This is a genomic window from Allosaccharopolyspora coralli (assembly GCF_009664835.1).
In the GTDB taxonomy this organism is placed as follows: Bacteria; Actinomycetota; Actinomycetes; order Mycobacteriales; family Pseudonocardiaceae; genus Allosaccharopolyspora; species Allosaccharopolyspora coralli.
Genome location: NZ_CP045929.1, coordinates 3,587,180 through 3,611,587, shown reverse-complemented (window position 1 = coordinate 3,611,587; position 24,408 = coordinate 3,587,180). Strand labels below are relative to the sequence as shown.

The 24,408-nt window shown below is 70.6% G+C and carries 25 protein-coding genes; 18 read left to right on the top strand and 7 right to left on the bottom strand.

From position 1 onward, the window contains the following. Window positions 1-138: 138 nt before the first annotated feature. Both yaaA and GIY23_RS16835 read right to left on the bottom strand, forming a co-directional pair. The gene (gene yaaA / locus GIY23_RS16840) at window positions 139-885 is read right to left on the bottom strand and encodes a peroxide stress protein YaaA (RefSeq protein WP_154077536.1); all 747 of its coding nucleotides are present in this window, start codon (window positions 883-885) and stop codon (window positions 139-141) included. A gap of 92 nt (window positions 886-977) precedes the next feature. Continuing rightward, window positions 978-2,285, bottom strand: coding sequence for a cytochrome P450 (locus GIY23_RS16835; protein ID WP_228717344.1), 1,308 nt, complete (start codon window positions 2,283-2,285; stop codon window positions 978-980). 189 nt (window positions 2,286-2,474) lie between these two features. Between GIY23_RS16835 and GIY23_RS16830 the strand changes: the two genes are divergently transcribed. Next, complete coding sequence (locus tag GIY23_RS16830) at window positions 2,475-4,211, top strand: proline--tRNA ligase (protein WP_154077535.1); 1,737 nt, start codon at window positions 2,475-2,477, stop codon at window positions 4,209-4,211. A gap of 205 nt (window positions 4,212-4,416) precedes the next feature. Here GIY23_RS16830 and GIY23_RS16825 read toward each other — a convergent pair whose 3' ends face one another. Continuing rightward, on the bottom strand, window positions 4,417-5,268 hold the full coding sequence (locus tag GIY23_RS16825; RefSeq protein ID WP_154077534.1) for a hypothetical protein: 852 nt from the start codon (window positions 5,266-5,268) through the stop codon (window positions 4,417-4,419). A gap of 84 nt (window positions 5,269-5,352) precedes the next feature. Then, window positions 5,353-5,763, bottom strand: coding sequence for a YjbQ family protein (locus tag GIY23_RS16820; RefSeq protein ID WP_154077533.1), 411 nt, complete (start codon window positions 5,761-5,763; stop codon window positions 5,353-5,355). Window positions 5,764-5,912: 149 nt separating this feature from the next. Between GIY23_RS16820 and GIY23_RS16815 the strand changes: the two genes are divergently transcribed. Both GIY23_RS16815 and GIY23_RS16810 read left to right on the top strand, forming a co-directional pair. Further along, window positions 5,913-6,947, top strand: a complete 1,035-nt coding sequence (locus GIY23_RS16815; protein ID WP_154077532.1) for an aminotransferase class V-fold PLP-dependent enzyme — start codon at window positions 5,913-5,915, stop codon at window positions 6,945-6,947. Between the two features lie 411 nt (window positions 6,948-7,358). Next, window positions 7,359-7,952: a hypothetical protein gene (locus GIY23_RS16810; RefSeq protein WP_154077531.1), complete on the top strand. Its 594-nt coding sequence runs from the start codon at window positions 7,359-7,361 to the stop codon at window positions 7,950-7,952. Here GIY23_RS16810 and GIY23_RS16805 read toward each other — a convergent pair whose 3' ends face one another. Together GIY23_RS16805 and GIY23_RS16800 are read right to left on the bottom strand one after the other, a co-directional pair. Beyond that, window positions 7,953-8,399, bottom strand: coding sequence for a ferritin-like domain-containing protein (locus GIY23_RS16805; RefSeq protein WP_154077530.1), 447 nt, complete (start codon window positions 8,397-8,399; stop codon window positions 7,953-7,955). After that, window positions 8,396-8,914, bottom strand: a complete 519-nt coding sequence (locus GIY23_RS16800) for a hypothetical protein (RefSeq protein WP_228717343.1) — start codon at window positions 8,912-8,914, stop codon at window positions 8,396-8,398. Before GIY23_RS16800 ends, GIY23_RS16805 begins: the two co-directional genes overlap by 4 nt. Window positions 8,915-9,113: 199 nt before the next feature. On the opposite strand from GIY23_RS16800, the gene rimP reads away from it, so the two are divergent. The 7 genes from rimP (at window position 9,114) to GIY23_RS16765 (ending at window position 16,440) form a co-directional block, all read left to right on the top strand. After that, entirely contained in the window at window positions 9,114-9,671 is a 558-nt protein-coding gene (gene rimP / locus GIY23_RS16795; RefSeq protein ID WP_154077529.1) for a ribosome maturation factor RimP, read from the top strand. Further along, window positions 9,668-10,747, top strand: a complete 1,080-nt coding sequence (gene nusA, locus GIY23_RS16790; RefSeq protein ID WP_154077528.1) for a transcription termination factor NusA — start codon at window positions 9,668-9,670, stop codon at window positions 10,745-10,747. Before rimP ends, nusA begins: the two co-directional genes overlap by 4 nt. A 143-nt stretch (window positions 10,748-10,890) precedes the next feature. Beyond that, window positions 10,891-11,091 (top strand): YlxR family protein, encoded by a 201-nt coding sequence (locus GIY23_RS16785; protein WP_323845270.1) that lies wholly within the window; start codon window positions 10,891-10,893, stop codon window positions 11,089-11,091. Window positions 11,092-11,240: 149 nt separating this feature from the next. Continuing rightward, window positions 11,241-14,264 (top strand): translation initiation factor IF-2, encoded by a 3,024-nt coding sequence (infB, locus tag GIY23_RS16780; RefSeq protein ID WP_154077527.1) that lies wholly within the window; start codon window positions 11,241-11,243, stop codon window positions 14,262-14,264. Window positions 14,265-14,325: 61 nt separating this feature from the next. Next, window positions 14,326-14,619, top strand: a complete 294-nt coding sequence (locus tag GIY23_RS16775; protein WP_154077526.1) for a DUF503 domain-containing protein — start codon at window positions 14,326-14,328, stop codon at window positions 14,617-14,619. A 140-nt stretch (window positions 14,620-14,759) separates the two neighbouring features. Continuing rightward, on the top strand, window positions 14,760-15,287 hold the full coding sequence (rbfA, locus tag GIY23_RS16770; RefSeq protein WP_154077525.1) for a 30S ribosome-binding factor RbfA: 528 nt from the start codon (window positions 14,760-14,762) through the stop codon (window positions 15,285-15,287). Between the two features lie 127 nt (window positions 15,288-15,414). Then, on the top strand, window positions 15,415-16,440 hold the full coding sequence (locus GIY23_RS16765; RefSeq protein WP_228717342.1) for a DHH family phosphoesterase: 1,026 nt from the start codon (window positions 15,415-15,417) through the stop codon (window positions 16,438-16,440). A 56-nt stretch (window positions 16,441-16,496) separates the two neighbouring features. On the opposite strand, the gene GIY23_RS16760 is transcribed toward GIY23_RS16765, so the two are convergent. Continuing rightward, window positions 16,497-17,024: a CGNR zinc finger domain-containing protein gene (locus tag GIY23_RS16760; RefSeq protein ID WP_154077524.1), complete on the bottom strand. Its 528-nt coding sequence runs from the start codon at window positions 17,022-17,024 to the stop codon at window positions 16,497-16,499. A 288-nt stretch (window positions 17,025-17,312) separates the two neighbouring features. Between GIY23_RS16760 and GIY23_RS16755 the strand changes: the two genes are divergently transcribed. The 8 genes from GIY23_RS16755 (at window position 17,313) to rpsO (ending at window position 24,267) form a co-directional block, all read left to right on the top strand. Next, the gene (locus GIY23_RS16755) at window positions 17,313-18,632 is read left to right on the top strand and encodes an MATE family efflux transporter (RefSeq protein ID WP_154077523.1); all 1,320 of its coding nucleotides are present in this window, start codon (window positions 17,313-17,315) and stop codon (window positions 18,630-18,632) included. Window positions 18,633-18,676: 44 nt separating this feature from the next. Then, window positions 18,677-19,570, top strand: coding sequence for a tRNA pseudouridine(55) synthase TruB (gene truB / locus GIY23_RS16750; protein WP_154077522.1), 894 nt, complete (start codon window positions 18,677-18,679; stop codon window positions 19,568-19,570). A gap of 371 nt (window positions 19,571-19,941) precedes the next feature. Then, the gene (locus GIY23_RS16745) at window positions 19,942-20,673 is read left to right on the top strand and encodes a DUF4232 domain-containing protein (RefSeq protein ID WP_154077521.1); all 732 of its coding nucleotides are present in this window, start codon (window positions 19,942-19,944) and stop codon (window positions 20,671-20,673) included. A 21-nt stretch (window positions 20,674-20,694) separates the two neighbouring features. Further along, on the top strand, window positions 20,695-21,675 hold the full coding sequence (locus tag GIY23_RS16740) for a bifunctional riboflavin kinase/FAD synthetase (RefSeq protein ID WP_154077520.1): 981 nt from the start codon (window positions 20,695-20,697) through the stop codon (window positions 21,673-21,675). Between the two features lie 128 nt (window positions 21,676-21,803). Further along, on the top strand, window positions 21,804-22,286 hold the full coding sequence (locus GIY23_RS16735) for a helix-turn-helix domain-containing protein (RefSeq protein WP_154078919.1): 483 nt from the start codon (window positions 21,804-21,806) through the stop codon (window positions 22,284-22,286). A gap of 159 nt (window positions 22,287-22,445) precedes the next feature. After that, a complete protein-coding gene (locus GIY23_RS23090) occupies window positions 22,446-22,943 on the top strand; it encodes a hypothetical protein (protein ID WP_154077519.1) in 498 nt (165 codons plus the stop codon). 295 nt (window positions 22,944-23,238) lie between these two features. Beyond that, window positions 23,239-23,802: a 2'-5' RNA ligase family protein gene (locus GIY23_RS23085; protein ID WP_228717341.1), complete on the top strand. Its 564-nt coding sequence runs from the start codon at window positions 23,239-23,241 to the stop codon at window positions 23,800-23,802. Window positions 23,803-23,997: 195 nt separating this feature from the next. Then, window positions 23,998-24,267 carry a 30S ribosomal protein S15 gene (gene rpsO, locus GIY23_RS16720; protein WP_154077518.1) on the top strand — a complete coding sequence of 90 codons (270 nt, stop codon included), beginning with the start codon at window positions 23,998-24,000 and terminating at the stop codon, window positions 24,265-24,267. Window positions 24,268-24,408 lie beyond the last annotated feature (141 nt).

The window sequence follows — 24,408 nt, the reverse complement described above, 5'->3', positions numbered from 1 at the left end:
GACGGGTCGCAGGCGCTCAGAGGGCGTGGGGGAGCGGGCAGTCGTGCCCGCAGGGCACACCTCTCACCCTGCTCAGCCTGAGCAGCTCGAACTGTGGCGGCGGTACCGGATCACCCTCCCCAGTTCCAGCACGCGCTTTCAGGCGGCGGGGACGACGATGCAGAGCTGGTGTTCGGACTCCCGCTCCACGCGGAGCCCGGAGTCCTTCGCCACCGTGATCACGTCCTCCACGTCGCGTGGCTCCTGCGGAACCCGTGCCAGCGCACGCGCCAGCTCGCCCTTGTGCGCCTTGTTGTGGTGGCTCACGACGGAACGCTGACCGTCCTGGGTCTCGGTGAGGACCCGGACGGTCAGCGCCTCCGGAACGCGGGCGAGCGCGGTGTAGGCACCGGATCGCAGGTCGACCACGAGGTCCTCACGTGCCGAGAGCAGTGGTTCCAGCACCGGCCGCCACACGCCGCGCAAGGTGCCGAGGTTGGGCAGGCTGTTGCCCGCCGAGAGCCGGTACGCCGGAATCCGGTCGGTGCCGCGCACGAGCCCGAACAGCGCGGACCCGACCGCGAGTCGTTCGTCGGCGCGCGCCCGCTCCGACTCGGTCAACGAACCGACGTCGAGCGCGTCGTAGAGCACGCCGGTGTAGCGCAGCAGGCCCGGCATCGTCGGCGAGCCGAGCAGCGCCGCGTTCCGTTCGACCTCGTCGGTCCGCCGCTCCGAAAGTCCGAGCAGCCGCAGACTGCTCGGCACGTCGTCGGCGAGATCGACCAGTGCCGAGACCACGGCACGCCGGGTCTCGGTGAGGTCCGGATGCGCGAGGGCCGAGAGGTCCAGCGGCGGCCCGTCGCCACCGTTGGCCTTCGTCTCGGAAGGGGGCAGCAGCACCAGCACGGCGGAGAGACTAGTAGCGCCGTACCGGCCTCGAGATCCGGGTCAGCGGTTGCACCGTCGCCACACGCCCGTGTGCGCTCAGTACTCGACTGTCATGCACGGGGCGCGGGAACCGCTCCGGACGCGACGGGGAGCGTGCGCAGACCTCGCAGTACGGTCGTGCGCCGCTGCCGCGGACGTCCGGCCAGCGTGAGGTTCGGGAGCCAGTCGGCCAGGACACGGAACGCCAGGTCACCCTCCATCCTGGCCAGCGGAGCCCCCAAGCAGTAGTGCGCCCCGTGCGAGAACGCGAGGTGTTCGGACTCCTCGCGGGTGATGTCGAAGCGATCCGGATCGGAGTGCGCCGCCGGGTCGCGCCCGGCCGAACCGAGCAGCACCAGCACGAGCGTGCCCTTGCGCAGCCGCCGACCACCGATCTCGACGGTCTCGTGTGCGATGCGCGCCGAACTCTGCACCGGGCCGTCCCACCGCAGCACCTCCTCGACGGCCGACGGCGCGAGGCCGGGATCGTCCCGCAGCGCCGCCCACTGCTCCGGGTGACGCAAGAGCGCGAGCGTGCCGTTGCCGATGAGGTTCACCGTCGTCTCGAAACCGGCGACGAGCAGCAGCCTGCACAGCGCGACCAGTTCGTCGGCGGTGACCTGTTCGTCGTCGTGAGCGTGGACGAGATCGCTCACGACGTCGTCGCCGGGCGCACGACGCCGCTGCTCCATCAGGTCGGTGAACATGGCGTGGAACGCGGCGTCGGCGCGGCGGACGGCGCGGAGCTGCCTCGGCCCGCGCACGCCGTCCAAACTGGACGCGAGTGCGGAGCCGTGGCGGGCCAGCGTCGGAGTGTCGACGTCGCGGAGGTCGAGCAACGCGGTGATCACCCGAATCGGCAGCGGGAGTGCGACGTCGCGCATCAGGTCGAACTCCCCGCGCCGCGTCGCCCGATCGACGAGATCGTGGGCGATCGACTCCACCGACTCGCGCAGCGCCGCCAGGCGGCGTGCCCGGAACGCCGGTGCCGCGAGCTTGCGCAACCGCGTGTGGTCGGGCGGGTCGAGTTTCAACAGCGACAGATCGAGCTCGTCCAGCTCGCCCAGCGGGTCCGGCCCGGACTCCGGACGCACGCCCATGCTGCGGTCGCGGAGCACGGCACGGCACGTCTCGTGAGTCGTGGCTGTGACCAGTCCCAGCTTGCTGCGCACCAGCGGCCCGGACGAGCGCAACCGCTCGTAGATCGGGTACGGGGACTCCCGCCACGGCGAATGCAACAGTCGTGCGGTCGGGTCTCCCGACACGGCGGCGGACCACGTGGCGGCATTGTTGGCGACCAGCCGGAACCGCAGTGCTGCTTCACTGAGCGCGTTGGCACCCACGACGACCTCCGTTCCCTTACCACCGAGACTACTCACGATCACCACCCGCACCACGGCCGCGACGAGGCGAACGGCACCTTCGCCTCGTCCGGTGAGGCGAACGTGCCGTTCGCACCGGCCCTCCGGCACGGTGCGTGACGAGCGGTAATCCGCTGGCGATCGGTCCCGGGGTGCTCGTTACGCTGCTGGCACCCCTACCGCACGCCGACCGAGGAGCGAGCAGCCGTGATCACGAGGATGTCGACGTTGTTCCTGCGTACCCTGCGTGAGGATCCGGCCGACGCCGAGGTGCCGAGCCACAAGCTGCTCGTCCGCGCCGGGTACGTGCGTCGCGTCGGCCCCGGCGTGTACTCGTGGCTCCCGCTGGGCCTGGCCGTCTTCCGCCGCGTCGAGCAGGTCGTGCGCGAGGAGATGAACGCGATCGGCGCGCAAGAGATCCTGTTCCCCGCGCTGCTGCCCCGGGAGCCCTACGAGGCGACGAACCGCTGGGCCGAGTACGGCCCCGCCCTGTTCCGGATCAAGGACCGCAAGGGTGCGGACTACCTGCTCGGGCCCACGCACGAGGAACTGTTCACGCTCACCGTGAAGGGCGAGTACGCCTCGTACAAGGACTACCCGGTGATGCTTTACCAGATCCAGACGAAGTACCGGGACGAGGAGCGGCCCCGCGCCGGGATCCTGCGCGGTCGCGAGTTCGTCATGAAGGACTCGTACTCCTTCGACCTCGACGACGACGGGCTCGCCGACTCGTACCGCAAGCACCGCGACGCCTACCGCACGATCTTCGACCGCGTCGGGCTCCGCTACGTCATCGTCGCCGCCACCTCCGGCGCCATGGGCGGCTCGGCGTCCGAGGAGTTCCTCGCCGAGTCCGAGACCGGGGAAGACACCTACGTCCGCAGCACCGGCTCCGACTACGCGGCCAACGTCGAAGCCGTCGTCACCCGCGCTCCCGAGGCGCAGTCGGTCGACGACAAGCCCGCCGCCGAGGTGCATCACACGCCGGACACGCCGACGATCGAGACGCTCGTCGACTTCCTCAACAGCACCGGCGAACGGAAGTTCACCGCAGCCGAGACGCTGAAGAACGTCCTGGTCAAGACCCGCCAGCCCGGCTCCGACGAGTGGTCGCTGCTCGCCGTCGCCGTCCCCGGTGACCGCGAGGTCGACTTCAAGCGGGTCGAAGCCGCCCTGGAGCCCGCGCAGGTCGAGCTGCTCACCGAGGCCGACTTCGCAGCGAATCCGTTCCTCGTCAAGGGCTACATCGGACCGAAGGCGCTGCAGGACAACAAGGTTCCCTTCCTCGTCGACCCCCGCATCGTGACCGGCACGGCGTGGGTGACCGGCGCCGACAAACCCGACCATCACGTCGTGGACCTCGTGTGCGGCCGCGACTTCACACCGGACGGCACCATCGAGGCGGCCGAGGTTCTCGAGGGCGACCCCTCGCCGGACGGCACCGGCACACTCGAATCCGCACGCGGGATCGAGGTCGGCCACATCTTCCAGCTGGGCCGCAAGTACTCCGACACGTTCGGGCTCGACGCGCTCGGGCAGGACGGCAAGCCGAAGCGGATCACGATGGGGTCCTACGGCGTCGGCGTGTCCCGCCTGGTCGCCGCCATCGTCGAACAGAACCACGATCGGGACGGACTCGTCTGGCCCCGTGAGGTCGCCCCCGCCGACGTGCACATGGTCATGGCAGGCAAGGACGACACGGTCCGCGACACGGCCGAGCGTCTCGCCGCCGAACTCGACGACGCGGGTGTGCGGGTGATCCTCGACGACCGCGCGTCCTCGCCGGGAGTGAAGTTCGCGGACGCCGAGCTCGTCGGGGTGCCGACGATCCTGGTGGTCGGCAAGGGCCTCGCCAACGGCGTGGTCGAGGTCAAGGACCGGCGCAGCGGCGAGCGGACCGAGGTCGCCGTCGACGAGATCGTCGACCACCTTCGCGCGCTGTGATCCGAGGGTGCGTCGCCCGGTGGCGGCGCGGGTGCTGGGTGGGGATTCCGTGGCGGCGTCCTCGCGCGGCTGGCTGCGGGAACGTCGACGTCAGGTTGCGATTCCACGACGTCGACGCTGGCTTCGCCGTGAGAGGCGAACCCGCCGATGGCTGAAAAATCTCGGCGCAGGGTGTCCGACCGACGCCTTCCAGCCGCGTGAGTACTCAGCGCACCGGGCGTGCTGACTCGACGATCTGCCCGACGACCTCGGCGCCGGGTGCGGCCGGCTCGGGCGGGCCTCCGGCACTGTCGGCGCCTGCGACCACGACGACGAAGCTCTCCTTCGCCTGGAACACGACGGTGGAGATCGTCGCCTCGGTGGGCAGGCACGGATTGCCGGGCGGCAGCGTCGCCGTCGCGTCCACGCGGACCGCTTCGACGCCGTCGATCTGCAGCGGCTGCGGCGGCGCGAGCTGCAGCTGCATCTGCGGGGACGTGGTGCGGTAGATCTCGCGGCCGACGGCGTCGGCGAACTGGTTCGCCGTCACGTCGATGGGCTGCGCCTGCTCGACGGCGGTACTGCCGACCTGACCGCGCACGAAGCCGCCGCCGCACGAGTAGGGCGCGCCGTTGCTCAACCCCTGGAACACGACGTTGCCGAGCGTCGGGGCCGACCACGTGTCGTTCTCCGGCAGCACCTGCCAGTCGGGCGGCACGTCGTAGGCGATCTGCCCCAGCGGGTTGTAGGCGACCTGCCAGCCCGGCACGACCGGTTCCGGCGCGTCGGGCGGAACGAAGGTCGTGCTCGTCGGTGCCGGCGGGGGAGCCGCTTGCGGGGCGGGCCGCTGCGGCGTCGTGCCGCCGAACACGAGCGCCGCCGCGACACCGCCGGCCAACGCGAGTACGGCGACCACGACGGCCGTGATCGTCAGCCACTTCCTGCGGCGTGGTTTCCTGCCGTCCCGCAGCGGTTCCTCGAACATGCCGAAGCCGCTGTAGTTGCCGGTGTACTGGTGTCCGGACTGTGGGGGCGGCTGGTGTCCCCAGTTGTTCTGCCCGTTGTTCGGCCACGTCACGGGGTCACCGTATCGGGGCCTTGAGAGCAGTCCGTGCTCGGCTCAGAAGTCGTTGCCGAAGCCCTGAGCGTGAGACTGGCGGGTTCAGCCCGCGAGGAAGCTGAGGCGCACCGTGCGGACCGGATTGTCGGAGTTCGTGTCGACCAGGCACACCGACTGCCAGGTGCCCAATGCCATCGATCCGCCGAGGACCGGGATCGAGGCGTAGGGCGCAACGACGGCCGGGATGACGTGGTCGCGGCCGTGCCCGGGTGAACCGTGACGATGCTGCCAGCGGTCGTCCTCCGGGAAGAGGTCCTTGAGTGCGGCGAGGAGGTCGTGGTCGCTGCCCGCTCCGGTCTCCAGCACGGCGAGCCCTGCCGTGGCGTGCGGAACCCAGACGTGCAGCAGCCCGTCGCTCGCGCCGACCTGCCGCAGGAAGCGTTGGCACTCGCCGTTGAGGTCCTGTACCACCTCGGCCGACCCGGTCCGAACCTCCAGCTCCTCCGTCTCCATAACCCCACCCTACGAGCCGGGGTGGCAAATTCGCGCGAATTTGCCACCCCTCTGTCCACAGGGGGCGGGGTTGTCCCCACTCGGTTGGGGAGTTCAGGGGCCGGAAACGGGGCTCGTGTCGGGGTGTGTCGCTGATCTAGGTTCGGAGGATGCGCGAGGCATTCGGAGCGACGTTCGACGTGCCGGAGGGGTACCTCGACACGGCGAGCATCGGGATCCCGCCCACGGTCACGGCCGACGCGATGACGGAGACCGTCCGTCGCTGGGGCAGCGGTCTCGACGGTGCCGGGGACTTCGTGGACGCGGCCGACACCGCCCGGGCCGCGTTCGGCTCGCTCATCGGTGTCCCCGCCGATCGGGTCGCCGCCGGAGCGACGGTGTCCCAGCTTGTCGGCCTCGTCGCCGCGAGCCTGCCCGCCGACACCACCGTCCTCGCCGCGGCGCAGGAGTTCCCGAGCGTGACCTTCCCGTTCGCCGTGCAGCAGCGCCGGGGTGTGCGGCTCACCGAGGTCGGTCTGGGGGAGCTCCCGGCCCGGGTGGCGGAGCACGATCTCGTCGTCGCCAGCGTCGTGCAGGCGAACAACGGTCGGATCGTGGACCTCGACGCCCTGCGTGTGGCGGCGCAGGCGGGTGGGACTCGGGTGCTGCTCGACGTCACGCAGGCTGCCGGGTGGTTGCCGTTGCAACTCGAGTGGGCGGATTTCGTCGTCGGAACCGCGTACAAGTGGCTGCTGTCGCCGCGTGGTTCGGCATGGATGGCGCTACGACCGGACGCTCGCGCTCTCGTCGCGCCGCTTTGCGCGAATTGGTACTCGGTCCCGGACCGGGACGCCGCGACCGAGGGGTTGCCTGCTCGGATTGCCGAGGGCGCGCACGGTCTGGACCTGTCGCCGTCGTGGTTCGCCCATGTCGGGGCGGCCACGTCGATGTCCTGGCTGCTCAAGGTCGACCGCGAGTCGGTGCGCCGGCACTGTGTCGGCCTTGTGGACGTCCTGCGCGAGGAGTTGGGGCAGTCGCCGGCGGGTTCGGCGATCACCGCCGTCGACGTCCCGGAGGCGCACGAGAAGTTGGCCGCCGCCGGCATCGCTCACTCGGTGCGGGCGGGCGCGGTCCGGCTCGCGTTCCACATGTACAACACGGTGGACGACGTCGAACGGGTGATGCGAGTACTCCGTTCGGCATAGCTCGTCGGCCGATGCATGTCCTGTTCGCCCTGTCCGGGGGAACCGCTACGGTAGGTGCTCGTGTCGGATCCTCACGGTTTACCCGAACGGGCGAGTCCTGCCCTGTCTGGCTTCGAGCGCGGTGACACCGCGCCGCTGGGTGCCGTCCGCGACTCCGGTCCGGCACGTCCTTCGGGACCTGTCGGAGGCTCCGACGAGACCACCCGTCCCGCTTTCGCACGCCCAGGATCGCCGCCGGGGCACTCTCGAACGCCTCACGCCGGACGGCCGCCGTACCAGCACACCGGACACCTGCCGCCGCCCCGCACGCAGCAGAGGGCTGCCGGGCCGCCACCGGGGCCTCCTCCCCCTCCGGCGCCGGGCCCGAACAGGGCACCCGAGCCGCCGCGTCGCAACGACGACTCGGCGTCCGTGACCACGATGGGCTGGGTATTGCGCGGCTGTCTGCTGCTGGGTGTGGCCGTCGTGTCCGGCCTGATCTGGTTCGCCGTGGCCCCCGACACGGAGCCCGAGGCGCAGGCACCGACCCCGTCGGCGGCCGACGACGGCAAGTACCGGTTCGACCAGTACCTGCGCGTCGAGACGGCCACCTGCGGCGAGTTCTCCACGGCGCGGATCGCGCAGTACTTCCGCACCCACTCGTGTGAGCACCTCACCCGTGCGCTGTACACCACGATGCTGCCGAGCGGAGAGAAGGTGCTCACCTCGGTGGTCACGGCCCGGATGCCCGACGCGGCGACGGCCGCCGAGCTCAACGCGCTGACCACCCGGGACGGGACTGGCAACATCCAGGACCTCATGTCGTCCGACCTCGACATGCCGGACGACTTCCCGAACCTGAACAAGGACCTCGGCTACCACTCCGAACAGCAGGACAGGCTGGTCGTCATCGGCGAGTCCAGCTACTTCTCCTCGCCCGGCAGGGAGGACGCACGGCTCACCGAGGTCACCAAGGACGCGTTGCGGCTCGGCTGGCCGCAGGACGGCGAAACCGGCCCGCGTTGATCAGGGCTGGCCGGGAAACGGCGGTGCAGCAGGCTCTTCGCCGACGGTGAGCCGCCAGCGTGTCGCCCTGCGGGCCGTGGCGGTGAGCGCCTCCAGCGCGAGCCCGCGCACCGGCTCGGCCCCCTCGGTGTCGAGCACGGCGCGCCACCCGACCGAACACTCCTGTTCGCTGGTGACGAGCATCCGGATCGCCGAGGCCTGGTCGGTGACCGGTTCGGGCATCGAGTACGCGGGCGCGGCGGCCGGTGGCCGGTTCCCGGCGTCGCGCAGCGTCTGCTGACCCCGGTCGCGAAGGTCGCGGTGGGTGCTCATCGCCTCGTCGAGGGCCGAGCGCACGCGCGGTTCGGCGGCGAAGGCGGTCGCGAGTCCGTAGACCCACAGTGCCGCGTGCTCGGCGGCGACCGCGGCGTCCAACGATCGCGTGACGGGTTCGGGCAGCTCGGTCACGCCAGCACCTCCAGCAGACTCGCGCAGCTCGCGGAGACCGAACCGACCAGCCCGGCCCGATGCGCGGGCAGCCTCGGTACCTGGTCGGCGGCCTGTCGCCCTGCGGAACGGAGTGCCTCGGTGAGCGCGGTCGTGGCTTCCGGCGCCGACGAGGGACGCTGCGAGGGCTGTGGGTCACGCGGGCGGGGGTCGTCCTCGTCCGGCGGGTCGATGCGGTCGATCTCACGCTGCAGCGCGTCCGCGTGTGCGCGGCGGACCCGCACGAGCTCGGGCGCCTGACCGACGCCGAGCTCCGCCGCGAGTTCGGCGAGCACCGCGTCGGCTCTCGCGGTGCGTGCGAGTGCCTGGAGCGGGTCGGGCGGTTGCTCGTCGGCGGTGCACGCGAGCACGGCGGTCACCGGCAGCAGCGCGGTCAGGCCGAGCAGGCGGCGGCGGTGCAGCACCGGAGCGGGTGAGCGGCGGGCGGGGCGGTCCACGTCGTCCCATCCTGCCAGGAGCCCCACAGCGGCCGGCATCGAGATCACCCGTGCCGCGGCGGCGTCGCGAGGGCGAGATCACCTACCCCGGTCATGCCGCGCTGGCCGCTCGCGGGACGCGATACGCTGGGCGACCGCGACCGGTGCGGTGCAGTTCTGGTCGCGGTACCGCGCGGTCCGTCACCGGGCCCGAGGTGTTCCCTGTCGACCTGCACCCGGAGAACGTGGGAGTGCCAACGTGTCCAGCCCGCCGCGTGGTGAGATCGCCGCGCAGCTGGAGCCCGTCGTGGCCGAGGCCGTCGAAGCCGCGGGCTTCGACTTGGAGGGCCTCGACGTCCAGCAGGCCGGTCGTCGCCGTCTGGTCAAGGTCGTCGTCGACGCCGACGACGGCGTGGGACTCGACGACATCGCCGACACCAGCAGAGTCGTCTCCGAGGTCCTCGACGCCCACGAGCACGTGCTCGAGGGCTCGTACACCCTCGAAGTGACCTCGCCCGGGGTGGACCGGCCGCTGACGAAGCCGCGTCACTGGCAGCGCGCGAAGTTCCGGAAGGTGACGGTGCGGCTGACCGACGGCACCCAGCTGGCGGTGCGGGTCGGTGCGGCGGGGCAGACCTCGGTGCAGGTGCTCGTGGGCACCGAGTTGCGGACACTGCAGTACACCGAGGTCGAACGGGCCACGGTCGAGGTGGAATTCCAGCAGCCACCGGCGGAAGAATTGGCAACACTGGAGCGGGCTGCGGGCGGGACCTCCCGCGCAGGGAGCGACCGCGACAACACTGAGGAGTCGAAGTGAACGTCGACATCGCCGCGCTGAGGGCGATCGAGCGCGACAAGGACATCCCGTTCGAAACGGTCCTGGAGGCCATCGAGTCGGCCCTGCTGACCGCGTACCGCCACACCGACGGCCACCAGCCGCGAGCCCGGGTGGAGGTCGACCGCAAGACGGGCATCGTGCGCGTGCTCGCGCACACGCTCAGCGCCGAGGGCGAGGTCGACGAGGAGTGGGACGACACTCCCGAGGGCTTCGGCCGGATCGCGGCGACCACTGCGCGCCAGGTCATCCTGCAGCGGCTGCGCGACGCCGAGCACGAGCGCACCTTCGGCGAGTTCTCCACCAAGGAGGGGGAGATTCTCGGCGGGGTGATCCAGCGTGACGCGCGGGCGAACTCGCGCGGCATGGTGGTCGTGCAGGTCGGCGACAGCGAGGGCGTGATTCCGGCGGCCGAGCAGGTGCCGGGGGAACGCTACGAACACGGCACCCGCATCAAGTGCTACGTGGTCGGGGTCTCGCGCAGTGCTCGCGGCCCGCAGATCACCCTGTCGCGCACGCACCCCAACCTGGTCCGACGGCTGTTCGCGCTGGAGGTCCCGGAGATCGCCGACGGCACGGTGGAGCTTCCGGCGGTGGCGCGCGAGTCCGGCCACCGCTCGAAGATCGCGGTGCGCTCCTCGGTCGAGGGTGTGAACGCCAAGGGCGCGTGCATCGGACCGATGGGGGCACGGGTGCGCAACGTGATGAGCGAGCTCGGCGGCGAGAAAATCGACATCATCGACTTCTCGGACGACCCGGCGGAGTTCGTCGGGAATGCGCTCTCGCCCGCGAAGGTTGTCTCGGTGGAGGTCGTCGACGAGCGGGCGAAGACCGCGCGCGTCATCGTTCCCGACTTCCAGCTGTCCCTCGCGATCGGTAAGGAGGGGCAGAACGCCCGGTTGGCGGCGCGCCTGACCGGGTGGCGGATCGACATCCGCAGTGACGCCGATCCGGACGCGCCGACCACCGAGGCCGGGCATCCGGCGGCCGAGCCGCCCCCGGCGGAGGCGGTGCACTCCGAGGTCGACGAGCTGCCGACCGTGGGTTCGGCCGAGTGAGAACGGCAGGTTAGAATCACTGGTGGCTTCGGCGCGAGGGAGCGACAATCCGTACACGCACGTCCGATGACCGTGGTCCGCACGGTCCCGTTCGCACGTGTGTCGGTTGTCGGAACCGGACGTCGGCCACGGAGCTGCTGCGAGTGGTGGCGGAGAGCGGTCGTGCGAGAGGTGTCGCCGTTCCCGACCCCCGGCGTCGGCACCCGGGTCGGGGCGCATGGCTGCATCCCGAACCCGCGTGTCTCCGTCTCGCCGAGAAACGTCGAGCGTTCCCTCGCGCGTTGCGCGTGCGTGGGCCTCTCGACACCTCGGCGATCCAGGTGCATCTCGAGCAGTGGGCGTGACCCGGAGCGGGACCTTCCCGCTCCGGACGTTGGAAGGAAGCAGGTCGACCCGTCATGAATCAGCCGTGAAGCTGAAGACATGAACGCGCATCGGCGATAGGACGAGGTCGAGCGGGACTGCCGCCCGGCCTCCCCAGATGAGGAGAGCAGTGGCAGGCAAGGCCCGCGTACATGAGCTCGCCAAAGAACTCGGCGTGACGAGCAAGGACGTCTTGAACAAGCTCGCCGAGCAGGGCGAATACGTGAAGTCGGCCTCGTCCACGGTGGAAGCGCCCGTGGCACGACGGCTGCGTGACGCCTACCCGAAGGCGGGTGGCGCGTCGAAGAAGTCCGACAAGAGCAAGTCCGGTTCCACCGCTGCATCCGGCGAGCAAGCGTCGCCGCGCACTGCTGCGGCCGAGGGTGCCGCGTCCGACGGTGGTGCGGCCAAGGCCGCGCCGAAGCCGGGCCCGAAGCCGAGTGCGCCGAAGCCGGGGCCGAAACCCGGTCCACCGGCGCAACAGCAGCCCAAGGAAGACACGCCGGCTCCGGCTGCGAAGGCGGACACCCCGGCGCCGAAGCCGGGCCCCAAGCCCGGTCCGAAGCCGGGTCCGAAGCCGAGCTCCGAGCCTGCCGGTGAGGGTGACGGCGACGGTGTCGTTCCGCCGCGCCCGCAGGCGCCCAAGCCCGGCCCGCGCTCGCCGCGGGTCGGCAACAACCCGTTCGGCGTCGGCCAGGGTGCTCCGGCTCAGCGTCCCGACAAGCGTCAGGGCGGCGGCCAGGGCCAAGGCCAGGGCGGTCAAGGCCAGGGCCAGGGCGGCCAAGGCCAGCGTTCCGGTGGGCAACGTCCCGACCGTGGACAGCGTCCGGATCGTCAGGGCGGCGGCCAGGGCCAAGGCCAGGGCGCGGGCAGCGCCCCGTCCGGCGGCGCGCCGCGCGGTGAGGGCGGGGGCAACCGTCCGAACCCGGGCATGATGCCGCCGCGGCCGAACCCGGGCATGATGCCGTCCCGTCCGTCGAAGCCGGGCGGTGGTCCCGGTGGCGGTCGTGGCGGTCCCGGTGGCGGCCGCGGTGGTCCCGGTGGCGGCCGCGGTGGTCCCGGTGGGCCTGGTGGCGGTCGCGGCGGACCCGGCGGGCCCGGTGGTCCCGGCGGCGGTCGTGGCGGCCCCGGTGGTGGCGGTGGCGCCCCGGGCGGTGCCCCGCCCGGAGGTGGCTTCCGTGGGCGTCCCGGCGGCGGTGGTGGCCGTGGCGGTCCCGGCGGTCGCGGCGGCACAGCGGGTGCCTTCGGGCGTCCCGGAGGCCCGGCGCGTCGTGGCCGCAAGTCGAAGCGCCAGAAGCGCCAGGAGTACATGGACAACCTCCAGGCGCCTTCGGTCGGCGGTGTCCGGCTCCCGCGCGGTAACGGCGAGGCGGTGCGGCTGCGCCGCGGTGCCTCGCTGACCGACTTCGCCGAGAAGATCAACGCCAACCCGGCCTCGCTGGTGCAGGCGATGTTCCACCTCGGTGAGATGGTCACCGCGACCCAGTCGGTCTCCGACGAGATCCTCGAACTGCTCGGCCAGGAAATGAACTACCAGGTCGAGATGGTCAGCCCGGAGGACGAGGACCGGGAGCTGCTGGAGTCCTTCGACATCAGCTTCGGTGACCCGGGCAGTTCCGACGAGGACCTCACCTCCCGTCCGCCGGTGGTGACGGTCATGGGTCACGTCGATCACGGTAAGACGCGGCTGCTGGACACGATCCGCAAGGCCAACGTCCAGGAGGGCGAAGCGGGCGGCATCACCCAGCACATCGGTGCCTACCAGGTGGTCACCGAGCTGGAGGGGCGCGAGCGTCCGGTGACCTTCATCGACACCCCCGGTCACGAGGCGTTCACCGCCATGCGTGCCCGCGGTGCGAAGTCGACGGACATCGCGGTGCTCGTGGTCGCCGCCGACGACGGCGTCATGCCGCAGACGGTGGAGGCGATCAACCACGCCCAGGCGGCCGAGGTGCCGATCGTGGTCGCGGTGAACAAGATCGACAAGGAGGGCGCGAACCCGGCGAAGATCCGGCAGCAGCTCACCGAGTACAACCTGGTCGCCGAGGAGTTCGGTGGCGAGACGATGTTCGTCGACATCTCGGCCCGGCAGGGCGAGAACATCGAGTCGCTGCTCGAGGCGGTCCTGCTCACCGCGGACGCGTCGCTGGACCTGCGGGCGAACCAGGGCATGGACGCGCAGGGTGTGGCCATCGAGGCACACCTCGACCGTGGCCGTGGTCCGGTGGCGACCGTGCTGGTGCAGCGCGGCTCGCTGCGGGTCGGTGACTCGGTGGTCGCCGGCGGTGCCTACGGGCGCGTCCGCCGCATGATCAACGAGCACGACGAGGACGTCACCGAGGCCAAGCCGTCGCGTCCGGTCCAGGTCATCGGTTTGACCTCGGTGCCGGGTGCGGGTGACGCGTTCCTGGTCGTGGACGAGGACCGGGTGGCCCGCCAGATCGCGGACCGCCGCGCGGCCCGGATCCGCGAGGCGCAGAACGCGTCGCGCCGCAAGCGCGTCAGCCTCGAGGACCTGGACTCGGTGCTCAAGGAGACCAACCAGCTCAACCTGATCATCAAGGGTGACAACTCGGGCACCGTCGAGGCGCTCGAGGAGTCCTTGATGAAGATCGAGGTCGGCGACGAGGTGCAGCTCCGGGTGATCCACCGCGGTGTCGGTGGCATCAACGAGAGCGACATCAACCTCGCCACCGCCGAGAACACCATCGTGATGGGCTTCAACGTCCGTGCGGAGGGCAAGGCCGCCGAGGTCGCCAACCGCGAAGGCGTGGAGATCCGGTACTACTCGGTGATCTACCGGGCGATCGAGGAGATCGAGCAGGCCCTCAAGGGCATGCTCAAGCCCGAGTACGAAGAGGTGGAGCTCGGTCGCGCCGAGGTTCGGGACGTCTTCAAGTCCTCGAAGGTCGGCACGATCGCCGGGTGCATGGTCACCGAGGGGATCATGCGGCGCAACGCGAAGGCGCGTCTCATGCGGGACAACGTCGTGGTCGCCGAGAACCTCAGCGTGAACTCGCTGAAGCGGTTCAAGGACGACGCGACCGAGGTCCGCGACGGTTTCGAATGTGGTCTGACGTTGGGGTCCTTCTCGGACATCAAGGTCGGCGACTTCGTCGAGACCTACGAGATGCGGGAGAAGCCGCGAGTCTGAGTCGACGCCGGGGTCCGGTCCGTCCGGGCCCCGGCCGGCTCGTCGCGGCGGTGGTCGGCGCATGTACGTCGGTGCGTTGGAGCTGGACGTGCTGCTCGGAGACGTCCATTCGTTGAAACAGAAGCGTGGCCTGGTGCGGCCGGTGGTGGCCGAGCTGCGGCGGCGCTTCGACGTGGCGGTCGCCGAGGTCGGCGACCAAGATCTGCACCGCAGGACCCGGATCGGGGTGAGCGCCGTAGCCGCCGATGCCGGGCACGTGCGCGAGGTTCTCGACGCCTGCGAACGCGCGATGGCGGGGCACCCGGAACTGGAGTTGCTGTCCACGCGGCAACGCATGCTCGGTCCGGAGGATTGAACGGTGGCGGTCCGTGCTCGGTGGGGTCGCCGTGCACGGGACCGTGGTGCCGCCACGGTGGTCGGCGCGTGCTCGCGTCGGCGGGGTGACTCATCGGCCCGGTGGGCCGGTGACGGAGGACATCGAGGAGGAGGTGCGCCGTGGCTGATACCGCGCGCGCCCGCCGGCTCGCCAAGAGGATCGCGCAGATCGTGGCGTCCGGCCTGGAGTACGAGGTGAAAGATCCGCGCCTGGCGATGGTGACGATCACCGACGCCCGACTGACGGCGGATCTGCGGGACGCGACCGTGTACTACACGGTTTTCGGCGACAACGCCGATCATGCGTCGACGGAGGCGGCGCTGGCCAGCGCGAACGGTGTGCTGCGTTCGCGGGTCGGGGCGCAGACGGGTGTCCGGTTCACGCCGACGTTGACGTTCGTCGCCGACACCGTGCCGGACGACGCTCGCCGGATGGAAGAGTTGCTCGCGCAGGCCAAGGAGGCCGATGCCGAGGTGGCGCGATTGGCGTCGACGGCCGCACCGGCAGGCGACGCCGACCCGTATCGGTCGTCCGAGGACGGGGACGACGCCACTGATCTCGGGGACGAGGGAGATCTCGAGGAAGACACCGTGGATCTCGATGACGACGCCGGTGAACGGTCGGGGCAGGACGGCAGCGGTCGCTGAGGTGAACGGTCGTTGACGTGACTGGTCCCGCCAGGGGACTGCGGGTCAGGATCGTGACGGGGATCCGTTGAGGAAACCGCACCCGCCCGAAGGCGTGTTGCGGGCCGACAGCCGTGGAGGTGGCGAGGTGACTGCGCGAGGGGTCGAAACCGATTGCGGCGAGTTCGACATCGAGCTGCGCCGGGCGGCGAGTCTGCTCGCGAACGCCTCCGATGTGACCCTGTTCGGACACGTCGACCCGGACGCGGACGCTCTCGGCAGCGCGCTCGCGCTGGGGACGGCACTGCACCACCGGGGTGCCGCGGTGCGGGTGTCGTTCGGCCGGCCGGACGTCCTCTCCGACTCGCTGAGTGGTCTGGACGCGAACGGTCTCGTGGTCCCGTCGCACCGGGTTCCGGCGTCGGTGCCGTTGCTCGTGGTGCTCGACACCGGGGACGCGCATCGGCTCGGCGGCCTCGAGGACCGGGTAGCCGCCACGATCCAGGCCGGTGGGGACGTGCTCGTGGTGGACCACCACGTGGCGAACACCCGGTTCGGCACACAGCACGTGATCGACCCGTCGGCCGAGGCCACGGTGCTACTGGTGTTGCGGCTGCTCGACGAGTTGGGCATCGAGCCGGACCGGTCGATCGCGCGCTGCCTGTACGCGGGGCTGGTGACCGACACCCGGTCGTTCCGGCACGCGTCGGCGTCGGCGCATCGGGTCGCGGCGCGGCTGCTGGGCCACGACATCGACGCCGAAGAGCTGGTCCGCTCGCTGATGGACACGCATCCGTTCCGGTGGATGGCGGCGCTCTCGGACGTGCTGCACCGGGCGGAACTGGACCCGGACGCCGCGCGGGGATTCGGGCTGGCGCACACGACGGTGCGGCTGTGCGACGTGGACGGAATGAGCGCGCACGAAGCGGACAGCGTCGTGGAGGTGCTGCGTACGGCAGGCGAGGCGGAAGTCACGGCGGTACTCAAGGAGCTCGGCGAGCAGCGCTGGTCGGTGTCGCTGCGCTCGGAGGGCCGGCTCGACGTGGGCGCTGCTGCGCGGGCCCTCGGCGGCGGGGGGCACGACAAGGCGTCCGGTTTCACCACCGAGGCGGCGACGTCCGCAGACGTCGTCGCCGCGCTGCGCGCTGCCTTGACCGACGTTCCCACGCTCTAGCCCTCGCGAGTCTGCCTGACCGCCGCCCTCGACCCGCGCGAGCACTTGGTGGCGCGTCACCCACGGCGACGTGCGCGGAAGGCCGCGACGTGGACGCGGTTGGCGCAGCGGGGGGAGCAGAACCGCTTCGCCTGGTTCGTCGAGGTGTCGAGGAAGTAGGTGCCGCACGACTCGGCGTGGCATCGTCCCCAACGCTCGGTGCCGTGCCGGACGACGCCGTACGCGAGCCCCCACGAGGCGGCGGCCGCGACCTCGGTCGCCGGGGGTGCGTCCACGTCGGCCACGTGGATGTGCCAGTTCGGCAGTCCGTCGCCGCCGCCGTGCCCGGACAACCGCGGCCGTGGCGGGTGGCTTTCGAGCAGGTGGTTCACGCGGTGCCGGAGTTCGTCGTGGTGCGCGTGCACCGCCGCGTCGAGCGCGTCCCGGAGCTGGGCGGCGACCGCTCGGAGGACGACGAGGTCGTCGGTCGTGGCGCGATCGGCCCACCACGGTTCGTCGTGCAGCGCCGCCCTGAGGTCGTCGACGTCGTCCAGCGGTGCATTGGCGAGTCGAAGCGCCACCTGGGTGTAATCAGCGTTGTCCATCTCCGACCGTGTGAACTCCTCACGGAACGTCTCGCCTGGTGGGTCGGGTAGCGGAACCTCCCCCGCCCTCCTCCCTGCGGGATCGATTTCTTGAGTAGCGGGCCTACGCGGCGACATCGCTGGCCTCGTGAGGAGGGCGCTGAGAACCGCGGGTGGCCGGGCTGCGTGCGTGGTGACCGCTCACATCGAGGAGTCCCCACGGGGTGAGCCCTCGATTCGCACGGCTACTTATCCTAGTGTGGCTTCGTCAGGGGCGAAAGGCGTTGTCACACCTTACGGGAGGTCTCGGTGGCGGACGTGGACGAGCGGGTTCCGGTGCGGCGGGTCCTCGGACTGGCGGTCCCCGCGCTGGGCGTGCTGGCGGCGGAGCCGCTGTACGCGCTGGTCGACACCGCGTTCGTCGGACACCTCGGCGCGGTCCCGCTGGCCGGGCTCGCGCTCGGCTCGACTCTGTTCGTGCTGGTCTCCTCGCAGCTGACCTTCCTGTCCTACGGCACGACGGCCCGCACCGCGCGGCTGCACGGCGCGGGCCGTCGTGCCGACGCGGTGGAGGAAGGCGTCCAGGCGACCTGGCTGGGCTTCGGGGTGGGTGTCGTGCTGTCGTTGCTCGTGCAGCTCGTCGCGGTTCCGGTCACCGAACTCCTCGCCGGTGAGGGGCCGATCGCGACGGCGGCGGCGTCGTGGATGCGGATCGCGCTGCTCGGTGCCCCGATGGTGCTGGTGACGATGGCGGGCAACGGCTGGATGCGCGGCGTGCAGGACACCCGCCGTCCGCTGTACTTCATCCTCGCGGGCAACGCACTGTCGGCGCTGCTGTGTCCGTTGTTCATCTACACCCTCGAGTGGGGGCTCGAGGGTTCGGCGGTCGCGAACGTCTGCGGTCAGACGCTGGCGGCGGCCCTGTTCGTCCGCGCTCTGGTCGTCGAGAAGGTGGCGCTGAAGCCACGACCCTCGCTGATCCGCGCGCAGCTCGGGCTCGGCCGCGACCTGGTGCTGCGCACGGCGGCGTTCCAGGCGTGCTTCTTGTCCGCGACGTCGGTGGCCGCGCGGATGGGTGCGGATTCGGTGGCCGCGCACCAGATCGTGTGGCAGCTGTGGATGTTCCTGAGCCTGGTACTCGACTCGCTCGCGATCGCGGCACAGGCGTTGATCGGAGCGGCGCTCGGCCGCGGTTCGGCTCCCGCTGCCAAGGCCGTCGCCCGTCAGATCTCTTGGTACGGCCTGTACTTCGGCATCCTGCTCGGCGTCGGCTTCGCCGCGCTCGCCGGCGTGCTGCCCGCCGTGTTCACCTCGGACGAGGCGGTGCTCGGCACGGTCCCGCAAGCGTGGTGGTTCTTCGTCGCGCTGCAACCCATCGCCGGGGTGGTGTTCGCGCTGGACGGCGTGCTGCTCGGCGCCGGCGACGCGGCGTACCTGCGCACGACGACGCTGCTCGGGGCGATCGTCGGGTATCTGCCGCTGATCTGGCTGTCGCTGGCGTTCGGTTGGGGCCTGAGCGGGATCTGGACCGGGCTCGCGCTGTTCATGCTCGCGCGGATGGCGGCGGTGCTGCTGCGGGCACGCTCCGGCCGTTGGGCGGTCACCGGCCTGCAGACCGTCTCGGCGTGAGCCTGCGTGCGACCCGGCCAGGCCGTCGGGGAAGATGGGTCGCCGTGTCTGGTTCTCCGCGCTCCGCTGTCTTGCCCGGTCTGCTGGTCGTCGACAAGCCTTCCGGGATGACCTCGCACGACGTCGTGTCCCGTGTCCGTCGCATCATGGGCACCCGCAAGGTCGGCCATGCCGGAACGTTGGACCCGATGGCCACGGGCGTGCTCGTGCTCGGTTTGGAGCGCGCGACGAAGCTGCTCGGGCATCTGGCTCTGGACACCAAGGCCTACCTGGCGACGGTCCGGCTCGGGTCGGCCACGAGCACCGACGACGCCGAAGGCGAGGTCCTGTCGAGCACGGATGCCTCGGGCGTCGCCGACGAGGCCGTGTACTCCGGTATCGCCGAATTGACGGGTGAACTCGAGCAGGTGCCGAGTGCGGTGAGCGCGGTGAAGGTCAACGGTCGGCGTGCTTACGAACTGGCGCGTTCCGGGGAGAGTGTCGAGTTGGCCGCGCGGCCGGTCACCGTCTCGCGTTTCGATGCGCTGGCGCTGCGTCGGGGCGACGAGACGGTCGAGATCGACGCGCTCGTGGAGTGCAGTTCCGGGACCTACGTCCGGGCGCTCGCGCGGGACCTCGGGGAGGCGCTCGGCGTGGGAGGTCATCTCGGCGAGCTGCGCCGCACCCGGGTCGGCCCGTTCGGGCTCGGCACGGCACACACCCTGGAACGTCTCGAAGAGCGGCCGGAGCTGTCGATGGGGCTCGACGACGCGGTGGCCACCGCGTTCCCCCGGGTCGATGTCGACGCCGCCGCGGTGACCGCGTTGCTGCACGGCAGGACGATTCCGGCGGCGAACGTCCTGGGGACGTACGGGGTCTTCGGCCCGGACGGATCGCCGGTCGTGCTGGCCAAGGACGGCGGCCGGACCGCGAAGTCCGTCCTCGTGCTCAAGCCGTGAGGCGGCGTAGCCGAGCGGTGAGACGGTCTACTCGAGCCGTGCGGAGCTGCTGAGAGTGCATTGGGGAACTGGCTTGTGTGCCCGTAGGGCACGCCTCATACCTGCCCAGCCTGGGCAGGGGGAGGGGCTCCGGTGTTCGGAGTTTGTGACTCGCAAGGCAGGGGTTCTCGCCGCGTACGCCTGGTACTCAAGAGACACCAACGCCGCGAGGCGCGAATTGGGGCGGCGGTACCGGACCACCCACCCAACTTCCACAATGCCCCTGAGTAGTCCTACTCGTCTTCGTCAGCGCCTGGAACCCGACCGGGGGGCGAGCGGTCCGAGGTCGTGACATCCCGCCAGGGAGACCACGAACTCGCGGAGGAGATCCGATGACCCTCGCCCGGAAGTGCACCGTGTACGTCGCTACCATCGTGGCGTCGGGAGCGGCATTGAGCGGCTGCCTCCCGAACGAGAACGCCGCACCGCCACCCGCGCCGCCGCAGGAAACCGTGACGAAGGTCGTCGAGGAACCGCCCGCTCAGGACACGTCTACCGAGGACTCGGAGCACAGTGGCGACGCAGGGTCCGCCGACGACTCCGCGGATACCGGGACAGCCGATGGCTCCGGCTCGGACACGGCTGGCGAACAGCCGGTCATCGAGGACGACGAGCACGTGCTCCACCCGTGTCCGGCCGACGCGTTGGACACCGTGTGGGACTCCGCCGAGTACCCGGAGGGCCGCGGCGACGGTTACCTCACGGTGGGGAACGTGAGTGCGCAGCCCTGCACTCTCGACGGGTACCCGCAGCTCACGCTCTACGACGACGAGACCCCGAGGCCGACCACGACGGTCGGCGACCAGCTGCCCGCCCCGCGATACCTCACGCTACGTCCGGGTGAGCGGGCGGGTGCCTCCGTGACCTGGTGGACGCTGCCCTACGAAGGCACCGATCGAGGGTGTGTGTCCGCGCCGACCATGATCGGCGTCCGAGGCTCCGACAACCAGGACTCGAGCGCACACGTCAACGCCCGTGGCGGCACGACGTCCCAGGACGGGCCGCTGAACCCCTGCCAGGACGGAACGCTGCACGTCTCCGGGTGGGAGAGCCTCGCGCGGTGAGCGGCCAGTAGGCTCTCCGGCGTGCAGCGATGGCGCGGTGTGGAGCAGATCCCCGGTGGCTGGGGCCGGTGTGTCGTGACGATCGGCGTGTTCGACGGCGTCCACCGGGGACATCAGGAGTTGATCGGGCACGCCGTCCGGCTGGCTCGCCGGCGCGACCTGCCGTGTGTGCTGCTCACCTTCGATCCGCACCCCACCGAGGTCGTCCGCCCGGGCAGCCATCCCGCTCAGCTCACCACGCTGCGCCGCCGGGCGGCGTTGGTGGAGAAACTCGGCGTCGACGTGTTCTGCGTCCTGCCGTTCACCCCGGACCTGTCGCGGCTGCCCCCGGACGAGTTCGTGCACGAGATCCTCGTCGAGAAGCTGCACGCCGCGGTCGTCGTCGTCGGGGAGAACTTCGCGTTCGGGCACAAGGCGGCGGGCACCATCGAACTGCTGCGCAGCCTGGGTTCGCGGTACGGGTTCGATGCGGAGTCCGACCCGCTGTTGTCCGGCCCGGTCGAGAGCGCAGCGGGCGAGCAGTCCGTGACGTTCTCGTCGACCTACATCCGGGCCTGCATCGACGCGGGCGACGTGCAGGCCGCGTCCGAAGCGCTCGGCCGCAAGCATCGGCTCGAGGGCATCGTGGTCCGTGGTGCCGGACGTGGCGGCAGCGAGCTCGGCTATCCGACCGCGAACCTGGACACCCCGAAGTTCGCCGCGATCCCCGCCGACGGGATCTACGCCTGCTGGTTCACGCACCGCAGGCGCGGGTCGAGCGATCCGGGCAAGACTCTGCGGGCGGCCGTGTCCGTGGGCAGCAATCCGACGTTCTCCGGCACCGAGCGCACGATCGAGGCGTTCGTCCTCGACGTCGACACCGACTTCTACGGGGAGTACGTCGAGCTCGACTTCGTCGACCGGCTGCGTGGTCAGGTCCGCTACGACGAGGTCGCCGATCTGGTCCGGCAGATGCACGACGACGTCGAGCGGACCCGCGCGATCCTGGACGCCGACCGGTGAGCGCCGCCCGGCCCGATCTGCCGAGTTCGCACCGGTTCGCCCGTTCCGGCCCTGCCGGGGCGCACGAGCTGACAGGATGCGGAGCGCAGAGCAAGATCTCGATCAACGGCCGGACCGGGGGAGCGAAGGTGGAGGAACGCAAGATCGTCCAGCGAAACCTGGAACTGCAGCGTCAGTGGTACGGCGAACCGCTGGGCGACCGGGTGCGTCGGCTGGTCGTCGCGTTCCGCATCTCGCAGGCCCAGCTCTCCGAGGTGCTCGGGATCAGCGCGCCGATGCTCAGCCAGGTGATGAGCGGTCGTCGCGCCAAAATCGGCAACCCGTCGGTGCTGGCCCGGCTCGTCATGCTCGAACGCAAGGTCCTGATTCCGGGGGTGGCTGCGGGGGAGAACGACGCCATCCATCAAGCCCTGGAGGACGTGCGGTACTCGAAGCCGAGCGTGGGGCGGGACACGTTGCCGGTGATCCACGCGAACGGTGAGGAGACGGCGTGGCCGGTCCTGCGGGAGGTCGCGCGGCCGAGCGAACTGGAGGCCGCGGCCTCGCTCATCGACGGCAAGTACCCGGGTCTGGCCGAACTGCTCCGCCGCGCCGCCGCCGGCGACGGCTGAGCACGCTTGTCGCCGTCCGCCGGGGCGCTCCCGGACGGAAGAACGACGCCGAGCTCCTGCATCGGCGAGGTGTCGACGCGACGGCGAAGGTCCCTCTCGGATAACCGGCGAGCGCGGCATGGGTGACAGGATCGGCTCGTGGTCGACATGGAGGTTGAGATGGCCCGATACATGCTGGAGGGGCTGGAGTCGTTTACCTGGTCCAGCGACCAAGCGGTGGCCTACGAGGCAGCGTTGGAAGTCCTCAACGAGGCGCGCGCGGTGTGCTCTGCCCGGATCGCTGCGCTGGAACACACCGTGGAACCGCAGGACGAACGACTCCAAACCTGGGAGCAAGCGTTACACCGCTGCGCTGTGCACGCCCGCGAGCTGGATCCCGAGGACGCCCCTGCGTGGCGCGAGTTCGCGCGGAGTACCCAGCGATGGTGGCCTCGTGGCGTGCCGCCGATCACTGATCCGGGGCGCGACACGCTCTCCGGGGCGTTCTGGCTCGCCCGATGTCGGATCAGCGTTGCCAGCAGATCCGGGCCCGGGGTGTTCCGATGTGGCGTCCGCTCCGCCGTTCCCGGCCAGTCGATCGGTGTCAACACGGGCCAGGGGCAGCCTCCCGTCGGTCGGTGCGGCGGCATCGGATTCTCGACCACTCGCATCCGGTGACGTCCCCAGTACATCGCGGTTGGCCGGCAGTGGAAGCAGGTGCCGAACACCGTCGGGAGAACTCGGGCCGTTCACCCGACCCGAGCAGGTCAGCGAACTCGACCACAATGGTTCGGTCAGCGACGAGGGCGGCACAGCGCACGGACCTTCAGACGATCAAGGTCCCGTGATCACCTCTGGGGCCGTGTCGCTACCTGCAGCGCCGGAGCTTCTCACCGTGCTCGGGCTGAGCACGCGAGACCATGCCTGGACGTGCATCAGAACAAGATCACAGACAGGCTTTGAGGAGGCCCCCGTGCGGTTGTTCACGGCGGTGTGGCCCTCGCGGGAGGCGTTGGATCACCTAGACGAGTGGCTCGGTGAGCTCGACCGTGCACGGCTCGACCCGGCCACGGCGGGCGCGACCGGGTTTCGGCTGATTCCGCGCGAGCGCAGGCACCTGACGCTCGCGTTCCACGGTGACGACAGTGATCCCGAGTGGCACTCCGACCGGCTGGATCGCCGGATGGCGCGGGTCGTCCGCAAGGAACCGGAAGTCTTCGCTCCCCGGCTGCGGCTACGCGGGTGCGGCTTCTTCAGCGGCGTGCTGTGGCTCGGCGTCGAGTTCGCAGCCGAGGACGACGCCGGTTCGCTGCGCCGACTGGTCCGTCTCGCGGGCGCGGACCCGGGCAAGTACCGGGCGCACCTCACACTCGCCCGCTGGTCGGCGGGCGCGACGGACAAACCCGCGCTGCGCGGATTGTTCGAGACCTACGCAGGGCCGTGGTGGGGCGCGGATGAACTCAGCCTCATCGCCAGTGAAGTCGATGGCGGCACTCGGACGTACCGGACGGTGCATCGGGTCTCCGTGCCCGGGTGAGCCGGGAGGCGGCGGAGTCCCTGATATCCTGCGTCCGGGATCCGGCTGTAGTCCGTGGCGGCCGGGAATCCTGTGCGCCCACCGGGCTCTTCCTCGGCGTGCGACGACCGGGGGTGAATCCGGGCCGTTCGTGGCGTGGTCCACGCCGGTTCGGGCGAGCACCTCGCACGGCACACGAAACAAGGAGTAACACACGTGGCTCTCTCCACTGATGAGAAGAAGCAGATCCTGTCCGACTACGGCTTGCACGAGACGGACACCGGTTCGGCCGAGGCCCAGGTGGCCCTGCTGACCAATCGGATCTCCGGCCTGACCGAGCACCTGAAGACGCACAAGCACGACCACCATTCGCGTCGTGGCCTGCTGCTGATGGTCGGTCGCCGTCGCCGGCTGCTCAACTACCTGACGAAGGTGGACATCGAGCGTTACCGTTCGCTGATCCAGCGACTCGGCCTGCGCCGTTGAGCTTTGTCGAGGGGAGTGGCCGCGCGGCCACTCCCCTCGATGTTTCGTGAGGACCACGGAACATCGGGCGCCGGGCGCGGCGCCCACCGGGGCGAGACCCTGGTAGACGCACGAGAACAACACAGGACTCACGCCGCAGTG

Excerpts from the sequence above, each read along its gene's own strand:
- GIY23_RS16820 (WP_154077533.1), bottom strand. The coding sequence starts at position 5,763 with ATGGAGACGGAGGAGCTGGAGGTTCGGACCGGGTCGGCCGAGGTGGTA.
- GIY23_RS16815 (WP_154077532.1), top strand. The coding sequence starts at position 5,913 with ATGCGCGAGGCATTCGGAGCGACGTTCGACGTGCCGGAGGGGTACCTC.
- GIY23_RS16800 (WP_228717343.1), bottom strand. The coding sequence starts at position 8,914 with ATGCCGGCCGCTGTGGGGCTCCTGGCAGGATGGGACGACGTGGACCGC.
- GIY23_RS16775 (WP_154077526.1), top strand. The coding sequence starts at position 14,326 with ATGTACGTCGGTGCGTTGGAGCTGGACGTGCTGCTCGGAGACGTCCAT.
- GIY23_RS16760 (WP_154077524.1), bottom strand. The coding sequence starts at position 17,024 with ATGGACAACGCTGATTACACCCAGGTGGCGCTTCGACTCGCCAATGCA.
- GIY23_RS16745 (WP_154077521.1), top strand. The coding sequence starts at position 19,942 with ATGACCCTCGCCCGGAAGTGCACCGTGTACGTCGCTACCATCGTGGCG.
- GIY23_RS23090 (WP_154077519.1), top strand. The coding sequence starts at position 22,446 with ATGGCCCGATACATGCTGGAGGGGCTGGAGTCGTTTACCTGGTCCAGC.